The 13,201-nt window shown below is 73.2% G+C and carries 15 protein-coding genes and 1 pseudogene; 4 read left to right on the top strand and 12 right to left on the bottom strand.

From position 1 onward, the window contains the following. Positions 1-37 precede the first annotated feature (37 nt). Both DK427_RS20605 and DK427_RS20600 read right to left on the bottom strand, forming a co-directional pair. Positions 38-220, bottom strand: coding sequence for a ribosome modulation factor (locus DK427_RS20605; protein ID WP_109952942.1), 183 nt, complete (start codon positions 218-220; stop codon positions 38-40). 48 nt (positions 221-268) lie between these two features. Beyond that, positions 269-1,186: a 50S ribosomal protein L11 methyltransferase gene (locus DK427_RS20600; protein ID WP_109952940.1), complete on the bottom strand. Its 918-nt coding sequence runs from the start codon at positions 1,184-1,186 to the stop codon at positions 269-271. A gap of 191 nt (positions 1,187-1,377) precedes the next feature. Between DK427_RS20600 and DK427_RS20595 the strand changes: the two genes are divergently transcribed. Then, positions 1,378-1,614 carry a hypothetical protein gene (locus tag DK427_RS20595; RefSeq protein ID WP_109954290.1) on the top strand — a complete coding sequence of 79 codons (237 nt, stop codon included), beginning with the start codon at positions 1,378-1,380 and terminating at the stop codon, positions 1,612-1,614. Between the two features lie 6 nt (positions 1,615-1,620). Here the strand turns inward: DK427_RS20595 and DK427_RS20590 are convergent. The 6 genes and pseudogenes from DK427_RS20590 to DK427_RS20565 form a co-directional block, all read right to left on the bottom strand. Then, a pseudogene (locus DK427_RS20590) lies at positions 1,621-2,273 on the bottom strand (glutathione S-transferase). After that, positions 2,270-3,196, bottom strand: coding sequence for an NAD(+) diphosphatase (gene nudC / locus DK427_RS20585; protein ID WP_109952938.1), 927 nt, complete (start codon positions 3,194-3,196; stop codon positions 2,270-2,272). Before nudC ends, DK427_RS20590 begins: the two are co-directional and overlap by 4 nt. A 4-nt stretch (positions 3,197-3,200) precedes the next feature. Beyond that, on the bottom strand, positions 3,201-3,617 hold the full coding sequence (locus DK427_RS20580) for an HIT domain-containing protein (RefSeq protein ID WP_109952936.1): 417 nt from the start codon (positions 3,615-3,617) through the stop codon (positions 3,201-3,203). Positions 3,618-3,714: 97 nt separating this feature from the next. Further along, the gene (locus tag DK427_RS20575) at positions 3,715-4,317 is read right to left on the bottom strand and encodes a hypothetical protein (RefSeq protein WP_109952934.1); all 603 of its coding nucleotides are present in this window, start codon (positions 4,315-4,317) and stop codon (positions 3,715-3,717) included. Positions 4,318-4,433: 116 nt separating this feature from the next. Beyond that, a complete protein-coding gene (locus tag DK427_RS20570) occupies positions 4,434-5,297 on the bottom strand; it encodes a universal stress protein (protein WP_109952931.1) in 864 nt (287 codons plus the stop codon). Positions 5,298-5,333: 36 nt separating this feature from the next. After that, positions 5,334-6,455, bottom strand: coding sequence for an acyltransferase family protein (locus DK427_RS20565; protein ID WP_204165204.1), 1,122 nt, complete (start codon positions 6,453-6,455; stop codon positions 5,334-5,336). 175 nt (positions 6,456-6,630) lie between these two features. Between DK427_RS20565 and DK427_RS20560 the strand changes: the two genes are divergently transcribed. Then, a complete protein-coding gene (locus tag DK427_RS20560; protein ID WP_109952929.1) occupies positions 6,631-7,332 on the top strand; it encodes a DUF4142 domain-containing protein in 702 nt (233 codons plus the stop codon). Positions 7,333-7,497: 165 nt separating this feature from the next. Here the strand turns inward: DK427_RS20560 and DK427_RS20555 are convergent, their stop codons facing one another. The 3 genes from DK427_RS20555 to DK427_RS20545 are packed head-to-tail and all read right to left on the bottom strand — an operon-like array spanning position 7,498 to position 9,523. Further along, positions 7,498-8,163: a carbonic anhydrase gene (locus DK427_RS20555; RefSeq protein ID WP_109952927.1), complete on the bottom strand. Its 666-nt coding sequence runs from the start codon at positions 8,161-8,163 to the stop codon at positions 7,498-7,500. A 58-nt stretch (positions 8,164-8,221) separates the two neighbouring features. Next, complete coding sequence (locus DK427_RS20550; protein WP_109952925.1) at positions 8,222-8,728, bottom strand: NUDIX hydrolase; 507 nt, start codon at positions 8,726-8,728, stop codon at positions 8,222-8,224. Positions 8,729-8,776: 48 nt separating this feature from the next. Beyond that, complete coding sequence (locus DK427_RS20545) at positions 8,777-9,523, bottom strand: DUF429 domain-containing protein (protein WP_109952923.1); 747 nt, start codon at positions 9,521-9,523, stop codon at positions 8,777-8,779. A gap of 77 nt (positions 9,524-9,600) precedes the next feature. Here DK427_RS20545 and DK427_RS20540 point away from each other — a divergent pair, with 77 nt between their 5' ends. Together DK427_RS20540 and dut are read left to right on the top strand one after the other, a co-directional pair. Further along, positions 9,601-10,485 carry an HpcH/HpaI aldolase/citrate lyase family protein gene (locus DK427_RS20540; protein WP_109952921.1) on the top strand — a complete coding sequence of 295 codons (885 nt, stop codon included), beginning with the start codon at positions 9,601-9,603 and terminating at the stop codon, positions 10,483-10,485. Further along, positions 10,482-10,985, top strand: a complete 504-nt coding sequence (gene dut, locus DK427_RS20535) for a dUTP diphosphatase (RefSeq protein WP_109952919.1) — start codon at positions 10,482-10,484, stop codon at positions 10,983-10,985. The genes DK427_RS20540 and dut overlap by 4 nt, the downstream gene beginning before the upstream one ends. A 255-nt stretch (positions 10,986-11,240) precedes the next feature. On the opposite strand, the gene DK427_RS20530 is transcribed toward dut, so the two are convergent. Next, positions 11,241-13,100, bottom strand: coding sequence for a glycoside hydrolase family 15 protein (locus DK427_RS20530; protein ID WP_109952917.1), 1,860 nt, complete (start codon positions 13,098-13,100; stop codon positions 11,241-11,243). Positions 13,101-13,201: the final 101 nt, after the last annotated feature.

The following is a 13,201-nucleotide window of genomic DNA, read 5'->3' as shown; positions in this document are numbered from 1 at the left end:
GGGGCCAGGGCCGCAACAGCCCGGGCACGCGCTGCCGTCAGGCCCGGTCTGTGGGCAGGTCGGGCGCGCGCTCGATCGGGGCGCCGTCGTAGCCTTCCAGCCAGGCGCGGCGCTCGGGGGATCCCGCCGAGTAGGGGCAGGCATCCTTCGGGCGGCCGTGGGCGCGAGCCCGGGCGCCTTCCTGGGCGGGATCGGACGGGGAGGGATGCCGCTCGCTCATGCGGACAGAATGCGGGCGGACGGGCCGGGTTTCAGGCCCCTGCCGAAATCAGCGCGGGCGCGGCGCCGCACCGCCGCGGCGGAGCACCAGGGCGACCCAGCCCTCGATCACGCCCTTGCGAACGAGGTGGAAGCCGCGGTGGCGGTAGGTCGAGAGCACGCCCGCCACATCGCGCTCGATCAGCCCGGAGAGGATCAGCGCGCCGTCGTCGGCGACCACAGCGGTCAGGCTCGGGGCGAGCCGCTTCAGCGGCCGCGCCAGTATGTTGGCGAAGACGATGTCGAAGCGGCGCGGCCGGTTGGCGAGGGCGTGCTGCACGCCGCCGCCGTGGTAGAGCCGCAGATAGGGCCCGAGCCCGTTGAGCCGGGCATTGGCGCGGGCGGTGATCACCGCCTCGCGGTCGAGATCGCCCGCCACGACCGTGCCGTGCAGCGCCTTGGCGGCGGCGAAGGCCAGGATGCCGGTGCCGGTGCCGACATCGAGGACATGGGCCGGGCGGCCCTTCTTCAGCTCGCCGACCAGCGCGCGCAGGCAGCCGAGCGTGGTGCCGTGATGGCCGGTGCCGAAGGCCAAGGCCGCCTCGATCTCGATGGCGAGGTCGTTCGGCCGCACCGACTCGCGGTCGTGCGCGCCGTGGACGAGGAAGCGGCCGGCCCGCACCGGCTTCAGCCCTTCGAGCGAGGCGCGCACCCAGTCCTGCTGGTCGATGCTGCGGAACTCGGCCGCGTCCGCCCCGTCGCCGACGACCGGGCGGATCAGTTCGCGAATGTAATCCTCGTCGGGCTCGTCGGCGAAGTAGGCCTCCAGCCGCCAGGTCACGCCGTCCTCGGCCTCGAAGGCGGCCACCGCCGTCTCGGTCGGGTCGAACATCTCGCCGAGCAGGTCCGTCATCATCCGCGCCGAGCGCTCGTCGGTCATCAGGCGCAGGACGTGCGTCGGACGGTGGGGCGGCAGGCCTTCGATCATGGGCCGCCTCTACCACCCGGTGCAGCCGCTCGCCACTCCTCGCGACGGGTCGCCGATTCGTGCGGCTTCATGCCTGATGCGACGGCACAACGGTCACATGATGATCGTATGTGCCGTGGAACCGGGCAGGGGCTGCGGCGTTGCTCGTGGCTTTCTCCGAGTCGCTCCGACCTTCGAGGGTGGGTTTAAGCGTGACCAAGACCAGACGATCCGTCCAGCACGGGCCGGTTGTCCTCAATGACAATGCGAACCTGTCGAAGGCCCGGCGTTCCCAGGCCGCACGTGCCCCATCGGGCTTCATGGAGGCCCTGGACGGGCCCCTGCCCGGCACGCTTCTGGTGCAGCTGAGCCGCCTGCACCGCTCGGAGCACGCGCGGCTGGCTGCCGCGGACACGAGCCCGGCCGCCGAGGGCCCTGGCGAGGGCTGAGCCCCGTCACGCGTAGGCGTAGGGCCCGCCGCGGCGCAGCGCGCGCTGGTAGGCGGGCCTCGCGTGGATGCGCGCGAGCCAGTCCCGCACCCGCGGGCCGGCTCCCGTGCCGCGGGACGCGAAGGCCTCCAGGGGAAAGCTCATCTGGATATCGGCCGCGCTGAAATCGTCCCCGCAGAACCAGGGCGCCCGCGTCAACTCGGCTTCCCAGTAGGCGGCGTGACGCTTCAGGTCCGGGTCGATGAAGCCGGCCTGCACCCTGGCGGCGACCGCGCGCACGATCGGGCGGATCAGCGCCGGGCTCCCGGGGCGAGGCGCCCAAAGATCAGCTTGAGCAGGAGCGGCGGCATGGCCGACCCCTCCGCGTAGTGCAGCCAGTAGGTGTAGCGCCGCCGTTCGTCCTCGCCCTGCGGCACCAGCGCGCCGCCGCGGCGGCCGGTGAGATAGTCGACGATCGCCCCGGTCTCGGCGATCACCGCGCCGTCCTCCACGACGACCGGCGACTTGCCGAGCGGGTGGACGGCCAGGAGTTCCGGCGGCGCCCGCATCGTGCGCGGATCGCGGGCGTAGCGCTCCACCGCGTAGTCGAGGCCGAGTTCCTCCAGGAGCCAGAGCACGCGCTGCGAGCGGCTGTTCTCCAGGTGGTGGACGGTGATCATCGGGCCTCGTCGAGGAAGGCGCGCATCAGCGTGTGGGCGATCGCCATCGGCGGGGGCGCGAACAGGTTCTCGGGGTGGCGCCGCTCCAGCATCAGCCGCACGCTCTCCCGGTCGAACCAGCGCGCGTCGGCAAGCTCGGCCGGGTCGGTGACGATCGCCTCGTCGAGCCCTTCCGCGAGGCAGCCGATCATCAGCGAGGAGGGGAAGGGCCAGGGCTGCGAGGCCAGGTAGGTCACGTCGCCGACGCGCACCCGGGTCTCCTCGTAGACCTCGCGGGCGACCGCGGCCTCGATGGTCTCGCCGGGCTCGAGGAAGCCGGCGAGGCAGGAATACATCCCTTCCTTGAAGTGCGCGCCCCGCCCGAGCAGGCAGGTGTCGCCGCGCCGGACCAGCATGATCACGACCGGATCGGTCCGGGGGAAGTGGTGCGCGCCGCAAGCCGGGCAGGCGCGCCGGAAGCCGCCGGCCTCGACCGCGGTCGGCGCGCCGCAATTGGCGCAGAAGCCGTGGCGGGCGTGCCAGTCGAGCATCGACTTGGCGGTGGCCAGGAGGCCGAGTTCCTCGGGCTCGACCGCGCCCTCGGTGGCGATGCTGCGCAGATCCTGCGCCGCGAGGCCCTGCGCCTCCAGGGCCGGCACGGCGTCCGGATCGAGGCGCCCGGCGAAGACCGGGCGCCCGTCGAGGGTGCCGAGAAAGATGCGCGCCGTGGGCTCGGTCCCGTCCAGCGCGGCCGGGTCGAGGACGGCGGTGGACAAGACCGAGCCTGCTGCCCGCAGAACGAGCCGGTCGCCGGCCAGCACGACGACGCGCGCGTCGGGCGAGAAGGCCGGCACCGCGCTCTCCGGCTGCTCGGAGGAGTGACGCAGGAGGCGGCTGCGGGCGAAGCCGAGGGTGGCCAAGGGATCGATGAGGGGATCCGTCATCGGCTCAGGCGGCCGCGAACAGGGCGCCGGCGCGCTCCAGGAGCTGTGCCCGCGCGTGGGGCGGGTAGGGCCGGCGCTCGCCGTTGCCCCAGACCGGGCCGGGCCAGGCGGGGTCCGAGCGGAAGCGGCCGACCACGTGGACATGCATCTGCGCCACCACGTTGCCGAGCGCCGCGACGTTGACCTTGTCGGGCTTGGCCAGCGCCTGCATCACGCCGACCGCGATACGGACCTCCTGCCAGAGCGTGGCGGCATCCTCCGGCGCGAGGTCGGTCAGCTCGCTGACGTCGGGCCGGCGCGGCACCAGGATCAGCCAGGGAAACCGCGCGTCGTCCATCAGCAGGACTCGGGCAAGGGGTAGGTCGCCCACCGGCACGGTGTCGGCGGCGAGGCGCGGGTCGAGGTCGAAGGCGTCGGTCATGGGTGGATTGTAGGGCGCCGGACGGGCGACTGCGATGGCGCGGCGCGCATCGCGGAGAAGCCCCGCCCGGTGCCCCGGGTTCACCGGGCGGGCGGCGCTAGAGGGCCGGCCGCGCGCTCTGGCGCCCGACCACGATCATGTCCGCGTTGAGGAGGCCGTTCCCGTCGGTGCGGGCGAAGACGACCACGTGGGCGCCGGGCACCAGCAGCGACTTCTCGCCGGGCGCGATCTGCGTGGTCGGGGTTCCGGCAGCCAGGTCGAACCGCGCCTCGCCCTCGGGATTCTTCAGCTGGACCTGGACCGGATTGCGGCCGTCGCGCGAGACGATCCAGCCCGCCGTGAGGATCGCGCCGGGCTTCGTGTCCCAGGGCTGGCGGCCGGCCTCGAAGCCGCGCTCGGACGGCGAGTAGATCACGACCCCGGACGGATCCTCGCCCGGCGCCGAGAGGACGCTGATGTAGCTCTCGGGCTTGATGTCGCGCACGACGCTGCGGTTGGCGATCAGCGTGCGCGTCCTCGGGTTCATGTAGGCCGTGAGCGTCGCGCCCTCGTAGGAGCGCAGCACCAGCGTGTCGTTGGTGCGCATCTCGACGGTGCCGCGCAGGCGCGTGAGGGGATTGTCCGCAGCGGCCGGTCCGGCGACGAAGGTGGAGAGGGCGGCGAGGAGGCCGGCGGCAAGGCCGGCGAGACGGTGTCGCATCGAGTCGGACTCTCCCAGTGACGCTGCCGCAACGTGGCTGCGCCGTCCCGGTTCCGCCAGATCTCTCCGGTGCGTCGATGCCCATCGATGTGCGTCGATGCATGGCCAATACGCCGTCAATGCGCCATCAGCACCGGCAGGTCGGCATGGGCCAGGAGATGGCTGGTCGGGCCGCCGAAGATCATCTGGCGCAGGCGGCTCTGGGTGTAGGCGCCCTTGATCAGCAGGTCGCAGTCGAAATCCTTGGCCTCGGCCAGGAAGGTCTCGCCCGGCGTGCGGCGCCCTGCGGGCAGGGCCCGGTGATCGGCCGCGATCCCCTCGCAGGCGAGCGCCCGGGCGAGGTCCTCCGCGCTCGGCCCCGGCACGGTGCCGCCCTCGACGCTGAGCACGCGGACGCGCTCGGCCGCGTGCAGGAACGGCATCGCGAAGGCCACCGCCCGGGCGGTCTCGGTCGAGCCGTTCCAGGCGATCAGGATCGCCCGGCCGAGCGCTGCGGGCGCCGTCGGCGGCGCCAGCAGGATGGGGCGCCCGCCCTCGAACAGGGCGGTCTCGAAGGTCGCCATGCTGGGCGAAGCGTCCTGGGATCCGGGGCGCCCCACGATCGTCATCGAGAACAGGCGCGCGTACTGGCCCAGGAAGCCGTCGCCCGCCGGCACGTCCTGGCGCCAGCGGTAGCGCGGCCCGGCGCCCGCCACGTTCTCCGGGGTGCAGAGCCCGTCGCGGGCGTGGCGGGGGATGCCGGCCCGGTCCATGAAGGCGATGAAGCGGGCCCCCGCCTCCTCGGCCTCGGCCCGGTCGGCCTCCTCGTCGCGCAGCCAGGTCATGCCGCCGACCATGTCGACCGGCACGTACTCGGCGAGCGCCGGGCGCAGCGACACACCCTCGATCAGGCTGCCGAAGCGCTGTGCCACGAGGCGCGTGGTCTCGAAGACGGAGGGCAGCGCGTCGTGCAGCGCGACGGGTACGAGCAGGGTCTTCATGGCCGGGTCCTCAAGCCTGCGGCGATCGGGCGGAGGCTAGTGCGGTTCCGGCCCGCGGAAAACAGAGGCCTCGCGCCCGCGCACAAAGTTTGAGGGACGGCAGCCCCCCGCCCCGCCCGGGTCGAGGCGGCCGCGCAGCGCGCGCGTGGCCGGGCGCTCGACCAGCCGGTAGGTCAGGAGGGCCGCGGCGACGCTTGCCGCAACCATCAGGGCGCCGACGCCCCAGGCGCCGAGGGGCACTGCCAGCCCCGTGCGGACCAGCGCCTCGCGGAGCGCGCGCAGGCAGAAGGGATGGACGAGGTAGAGCGCGTAGGAGGCGTCGCCGAGCCGGGAGAAGGGCCGGATCCAGGCGGCCGGACGCGGCGACGGCCCCGCGAGGGCGAGGGCGGCGACGAGGCAGGCGGCCGGGAGGCCGGCGCGAAGCGGGCGCGCGAACCCCGCGACCTCGTCGCCGCCCAGGAGGACGAGGCCGACGATCCCGGCCGCCGCCAGGGCGAGGCGCGCGGGCGGGGCGAACCGGAGACCCGCCTCCCGCGCGAGGCCGATGGCGGCGCCGAACAGGAACTCGATCACGATCGGGTCCGACCAGAACCGGAGCGGCGCGGCCTCGGGCGCGGCCAGCCGCCCGACCAGCACGAGGCCGGCCAGGACGGCGGCGGTCCAGACGACCGTGGCGCGCCGCCCACGCCCGAGAAAGAGCGCGAAGACGGCGTAGAACAGCATCTCGTAGTTCAGCGTCCAGCCGAGGCCGTAGAGGGGCTGCAGGCTGCCGTCCGGTCGGGCCGCCGGCCAGAACAGGAACGAGGCGGCGAGATAAGCCGGATCGCTTGCCGCGGCCCCGGCATCGCCGAGGCTGCGCGGCAGGGCGAGCGCGACTGCGAGGTAGGCGAGGGTGACCAGCCAGTAGAGCGGCACCACCCGGGCGACGCGGTGCGCCAGGAAGCGGCGGCGCCCGCCGGGCACGTCGTAGGCCGGCCCGGTCGCGTGCACGATGATGAAGCCCGAGATGGCGAAGAACACGTCCACCCCCGCCCACCCGGGCAGGTTCGCCAGCACGTCCGCGGCGAGGCCGAGCCCGGCCAGCTCGTGCCGCAGATGGTGCAGGACGACCATCAGGGCGGCCGCCGCGCGCAGGATCTGTATCCCGTCGAGCCTCATCTTAATCCCCGCGCGATGGACCGCAACAAGATGAAAATCCTCCGGGGAGGCCAGGAACAAACCCGCACAACCTCCGTTCTAGGGCAGAAGCGAGGCCGTCATTCCGGGCGGCTCCAGGTCGCGCCGCCTCAAGCTGGCCGGCCATCGCGCAGTTTGTCTTTATTCGAGGTTCGCAATGTTCAAGACCTATGCTGTCGCCTCCGCGCTCGTCGTCGCGGTCTCCGTCCCCGCCATGGCGCAGGGCATGATGGACTACCGCGTCCAGGCCATGCAGGCGAACGCCTTCGAGATCCAGGCCGGCCAGATGGCGCTGGCCAAGTCCCGCAACCCGCAGATCCGCGCCTACGCCAAGGAGGCGATCCGCGACCATCGCGCCGCCAACAACGCGCTCATGGGCGGCGGCATGAACAACGGTCCGATGGCCGGTCCGGCCGGCCTGATCGGCGCGCCGCTGGCGGTCGCGGGCGGCGCGGTCGGCGCGGCCACGGGCGCGGCGGCCGGCGTGGTCGGCGGCACGCTCCAGGGCGGCCCGGTCGGTGGCCTCGAGGGCCTCGGCAGCGGCGCGGCCCGTGGCGCGGCGGTCGGCAGCCGCATGGGCGCCATGGACGTCGAGACCACGGCCGGCACCGTGGTGCAGCCGAGCCCCGAGCAGCAGGCGATGCTGGCCGAGCTCTCCGCCACCCCGGCAGGCCCGCGCTTCGACCGCCTCTACGTCAGCCAGCAGCTGCAGTCGCATCAGATGGCCATCGGCATGACGCAGGCCTACGCCTCCTCGGGCCCGAACCCGGCGCTGCGCGCCTACGCCCAGCAGGCCCTTCCGGTCTACCAGCACCACTACCAGGAGGCCCAGCGTCTCCCGGGCGCCCGCTCGATGTGAGGCGCGAGACCCCCGGCCTCAGGGCCGGGGATCCTTCCGACAGGCGAGAAGAGCGGCGGGCGCATAGCGCCAGCCGCTCTTCTCATTTTGTGAAGCCGGATCCGGCCGTGTGCGGGAGAAGGAGTGCCCTTCCCCCTCACGGGGAAAGGGCTCAGGCCTGTCGCGTCAGTTGCAGCTCATCATCGCGGAGGGGCGGATCGCCTGCCCGGCCCCGTCGACCGCCGGGGCGAAATCGCCGGTCTCGGGATCGCGGACCAGGAGCTGGCCCGTCGCCACGCCGAAATGGGCGCCGTGGAGCTGGACCTTGCCCGCATCGACCCGCTCCTTGATGAACGGGAAGGTCAGCAGGTTCTCCAGGCTCTGGCTCACCATCGCGTGCTCCAGGCGGGTGAGGTAGTCGGGCGCCGAGGAATCGCCAGCCTTCGCCTCGGCGGGCGCCACCAGCGAGACCCACTTGCCGATGAAGTTGCCGGGTGAGAGCGGCTCGGCCTTGTTGGCGAAGGCCTTGATGCCGCCGCAGGTGGCGTGGCCCAGCACCACGATGTGCTTCACCTCCAGCGCCTGGATCGCGAACTCGATCGCCGCCGAGGTGCCGTGATACTGGCCGCCGGTCTCGTGCGGGGGCACGATGTTGGCGACGTTGCGCACGACGAAGAGTTCGCCCGGGCCTGCGTCGAAGATCGCTTCCGGCGCGACGCGGCTGTCGCAGCAGCTGATCACGAGCACCTCGGGGGCCTGGCTGGTGGCCAGCTGCTTGAAGCGGCGGCTCTCCTGAGGGAAGCGGTCCGACAGGAAGGATCGGTAACCCGCGGTCAGGGCTTCGGGGAACATGGAATCTCCTGCAAACGAATGGATCGGCCGATTGGCGATTGCCGCGGGACCTGCCGGTTCAGACGTCCCGCCATGACAGAACGGCGGGCTCTACAGGAATCATCCCTGTAGCCACCGCGCGCGCCAAGTCTGCAAGTCCGGCGGGCTCGATGTGTTCCGCGGTCGAAGACAGTTCCTCCATGCTCCACCAGCGCGTGCCGAGAAGCGGATTGTCCTCCGTCTCGGCGAGGCGGCTGGTATCGACCTCCGCGTCGGGCAGGCGGACCAGGAAATAGCGCTCGCGCGCGTCGCGCGCCTGCTTGAACAGCCGGAACGGCCCGTCGCAGACGCCGATCTGCGGCCCGATCTCGGTCTCGCGGCCGATCTCCTCCGTCAGCTCGCGCCGGCAGGCCTCGACATGGCTCTCGCCGGCCTCCAGCCCGCCGCCCGGCATGAACCAGAACACCTTCGGCGTGCCGTCCGGGTTGCGGGCATGCACGGATTGGTAGGCGATGAGGAGCAGCCGGTCGTCGGGGTCGAAGACCAGGGCGCGGGCGATGTGGCGGATCGGCAGGGTGTCGCTCATGCGGCCTCCTCTATCAGGATCCAGCCGGGCGCTCACCTGGCGCTCAGATCACCTGGCGCTCAGATCACCTGGCGCCCAGATCACGACCGGCAGGCCGTGGGCATCGTGCTCGAACGGGTCCGGCAGCGGGCGGGCCAGGCCCGTCAGGATGTCGCGGGCGACGACGAGGCCCGCCATCGCGTCGAGATGGTCGTCCGGGCCGACGCCGTTGGGCGGCGGCGCCAGGACCATCCCCCGGGGAAGCCCCGCCGCGAGGAGCAGCGCGCGGCGCGCGGCGAGGCCCGCCTGCCGCTGCGCGCCCTTCTTGGCGGCGAGCGGGGCGCCGCCGTTGAGGCACAGGAAGGCGATCTCGGGATGGACCTCGTGCAGGCGCTCCCGCAGCTCGGGGCGGGCGCGCAGCAACGCGTCCACCGCACGGATGTAGCGGGCGATGTTCCAGCACTGGATCGAGGGCGCGCGGGGCGGGTCGCTGTCACGGCGGGAGAGCGCCTTGGCGGTCTCGTAGTCGGGCGCGTAGACGGCGGCCCGCGGCGGCACCGGGAAGACGCTGGCGCGGCCGCGGGGCCCGAGCAGCGCGCGGGCGGCGCGGTCGGCGGAGCGCCCGCCGCCGACGCTGCGCTCGGGCAGGCCGATGGGCACGTCGATGCCGGCGCAGACCGGCGCCTCCGGGCCGTCCAGCACCTCCGCGACGGTCGCGAACAGGCCGGCGCGATGGCGCGAGGGGTCGTCGAGGTCGAGAAGCACGCCGGCCCAGGCGCCCCGGCAGCCGTCGAGCCCGGCGATCCAACGCGCCACTCTCCCGCCTCCTGCCTTGTCTCGGTTCCGCCGTAAGGGTATCGGCCGGACGATTCCAGAGCGCTCGGGGACCCGCCATGACCGAGATCCGCCCGCGCCGCAGCGTCCTCTCCATGCCGGGCTCGAACGCCCGCGCCCTGGAGAAGGCCGGCGGCCTGCCCTGCGACGTCGTGCTGATCGACCTGGAGGACGCGGTCGCCCCGGAGGCCAAGGGCGAGGCCCGCACCCGGGTCGCCGCCGCGGTCTCCGAGCGGCGCTTCGGCCACCGCGAGGTGGTGGTGCGGATCAACCCGCTCGACGGCGACCACGGCGAGGACGACCTCGCGGCGCTTGCGCCAGCCGCCCCGGACGGCATCCTGGTCCCGAAGGTGACGGGGCCCGAGGCGCTGGTCGCGGTCGGCTCGCGCCTGCGCCGCCTGAAGGCGCCGCCCGGGATCCGGATCTGGGCGATGATCGAGAGCCCTGGCGCGATCCTCAACCTCGCCGACATCGCGAGCGCGGCCCGCGACGTGGACGTGCGGCTCGCCGGCCTCGTCGTCGGCCCGAACGACCTCGCCAAGGCGGCGCGGCTGCGCCTCGCGCCGGGCCGCGCCGCGCTGATGCCCTGGCTGATGAGCGTGATCGCGGCCGCCCGCGCCTACGAGATCGACGCGATCGACGGCATCTACAACGCCTTCACGGACGCGGAGGGCTTCGCGGCCGAGTGCGCGCAGGGCCGCGATTGCGGCTTCGACGGCAAGATGCTGGTCCATCCGAGCCAGATCGCGGCGGCCAACGCCGCCTTCGGTCCGACGCCCGAGGAGGTCGCGGAGGCCGAGGCGCTGATCGCCGCCTTCGCGGAGCCCGAGAACCGGGGTCGCGGGGCGATTCCCTTCCGGGGCCGCATGGCCGAGCGCCTGCACGCTGACGAGGCGCGCCGCGTGCTGACCCTCGCCGAGGCGATCGCCCGGCAGGGGGCATGAGCCAGGGACCCGACCTGCCGGATCTGCCGCCCGACCTGCCGGAGGTCGGCATCCGCCTGCTCGACCCGCGGCTCGCCGGCTGGGGCTTTCCGCACTGGGGCTCGGCGGCGGCGGCCGGGCTCGACCTCTTCGCCTGCCTGGACGCCTCCCTCCTGCTGGAACCGCAGGCCGCACCCGCCCTGATCCCGGCGGGGTTCAGCGTGCTGATCCGCGATCCCCACTGGTGCGGGCTGGTCCTGCCCCGCTCCGGCCGCGGCCACCGGGACGGGCTGGTGCTGGGCAACGGCACCGGGGTGATCGACGCGGATTACGAGGGTCCGCTGTTGATCTCGGCCTGGAACCGGAATCCGTCCGGCGCGCCGATCCGCATCGAGCCGGGCGAGCGCATCGCCCAGATGGTGTTCACCCGGGTCGCCCGGCCGCGCCTCGCGGTCGAGGCGGGAGCGGGCGGTACCGGCTCGGGCCGCGGCAGCGGCGGCTTCGGGTCGAGCGGGCGCTAGAGCGCCGGGTTTCCGGTCGACCAGCTGGGCTCCCCCCTCTCCCCGCGTGCGGGGAGAGGCCTGGCTGCACCTTGTCGTGCAGACAGGAAGCGAGAGGCGTAGCCGGAGCGGCGGTGAGGGGGCTTCGACGGAGGAGGCTCCTTCGTTCAAGCCCCCTCACCGTCGGCTGCCGCCTCGCCGCGACGACGGGGTCGTCGCGGCCCTCTCCCCGCATGGCGGGGAGAGGGGATCCGCGGCGGGCGGCGTGAGAACCCGTCACTCCGCTGCCCGCCGCGGCGGCTCCTCGTCCGGCAGACCGAAGCGGTCGATGCAGGCTTGGAGGCGGAGTGCCGCGTTGATCAGCGCCATGTGCGAGAAGCCTTGCGGCGTGTTGCCCCGCTGCTCGCCGCTCTCCGCGTCGATCTCCTCCGCGAACAGGCCGACATCGTTCCCGCGCGCGATCAGCCGCTCGAACGCGGCCTTGGCCTCGCGGGTGCGGCCGGCGAGCGCGAGGCAGCCGACGCGCCAGAAGGCGCACGGGGTGAAGGTCGCCTCGTCCCCCTCCAGACCGTCGTCCATGCGGTAGCGGTAGATCAGGTCGCCCGCGCCGAGTTCGTCCTCGATCGCGGCGAGCGTCGAGAGCGTGCGCGGGTCCTGCGGGTCGATCGCGCCGAACAGCACCACGCGCAGCACCGCGGCGTCGAGATGGTCCGACTCGTAGGCGCCGACGAAGGCCCGCTTCTCCGGCTTCCAGCAGCGGTCGAGATACTCGGCCTTGAGCGCGTCGGCCTCGCGCTCCCAGGCCGCGATCGTCTCCGGCGCCACGCCCTGGATGTTGCGGCCGATGCGGGCGGCGTCCGTCAGCGCCACCCAGATCATCGCCTTGGTGTGCAGTTGCTGGCGGGGCGCGGTGCGCAGCTCCCAGATGCCGTGGTCGGCGACATCCCGCGCGGCGAGCGCCCGGCGGGTGAGGTTGTCGAGAACCTCCGGCAGCCGGTCGTTGACCTTCTCGGGCGGATCGTAGCGCACCGCTTCGAGGAACACGCAGAGCGCGCGGACCAGTTCGCCATAGATGTCGTGCTGGTCCTGATGCTCGGCGGCGTTGCCGATCAGCACCGGGCCGACGCCGCGCCAGCCGGAGAGATGGGTCAGCGCCGCCTCCGGCGGCATCGGCCCGTTGATGCCGTAGAGGAGGCGGGTGTCGCGGCCGAAGCTGCCGTCGGCCTCGCGCAGGAAGCGCAGGAATTCCGAGGCCTCGCGCACGTAGCCCAGCATCACGAAGGCCGTGACCGTGAAGGTCGCGTCGCGCATCCAGGTGAAGCGGTAGTCGTAGTTGCGGTTGCCCGGCACAGCCTCGGGCAGGCCGGCGGTGGCGGCCGCGATGATCGCGCCGGTCGGCGAGTAGGTCAGCAGCTTCAGGCAGAGTGCCGAGCGCAGCACGGCCTCGCGGTAGGGCCCCTGGTAGGTGCAGCGCGCGCTCCAGCGCTCCCAGTAGCGGATCGTCGCCTCGGCCCGCATCCTGGCGCCGGCGAAATCGTCGACGCCCGCGCTCGCGCCGTCCTCGCCGTGGGTGAGGACGAGATAGGTGCTCTCGTCCTCGGCGAGGGCGAAGCGGCTCACCGCCGCGTCGCCCTCGACCCGCGGGTCGTGCCCCGCGCTCACCCGCACCCGCTGCTCGCCCGCCTCGAACAGCACCCAGTGCGGCTCCTGCACGGGCTCGCAGGGGCAGCGGGCATAGTCGAAAGTCGGCCGCACCCGGAAGGCGCCGGAGACCCGGCCGGAGACGCAGGTGAGGAGGCGCAGGAGCCGGCTCTCGCCCTCGCCGTCCGGGCCCTCGTCGGGCTCGGCGGCGGGCGGGTTCACTGGCATCAGGTCGAGGAGCACCGCCCGGCCGGTCGTGGTCTCGAAGGTGGTCTCCAGCACGTTCGTGTCGGGCAGGTAGCGCCGCGTGCTGCGCTCCAGCCCCTCGAAGGCGACCGAGCAGGAGCCGCCCCGCCGGTCGTCCAGGATCTTCAGGAAGAGGGCGGGCGAATCGTGGCGGGGCCAGCACAGCCAGTCGATCGAGCCGTCGCGGGCGACGAGCGCGTTCGAATGTGTGTCGCCGATGATGGCGTAGTCGCTGATGGGCTTCGACACGGCGCTCGCTTAGGCGGGGGAGGGGGAGAGCGCGCCCGGAGCTAGCGGACGAAGCGGGCCGATCGACCCAGGCCGGCGATATGCCACACGCGGCCTTTACC

It is taken from the genome of Methylobacterium radiodurans, assembly GCF_003173735.1.
In the GTDB taxonomy this organism is placed as follows: domain Bacteria; phylum Pseudomonadota; class Alphaproteobacteria; order Rhizobiales; family Beijerinckiaceae; genus Methylobacterium; species Methylobacterium radiodurans.
The sequence above is the reverse complement of the archived record's forward strand: the minus strand, read 5'-3'. Positions and strand labels throughout refer to the sequence as shown.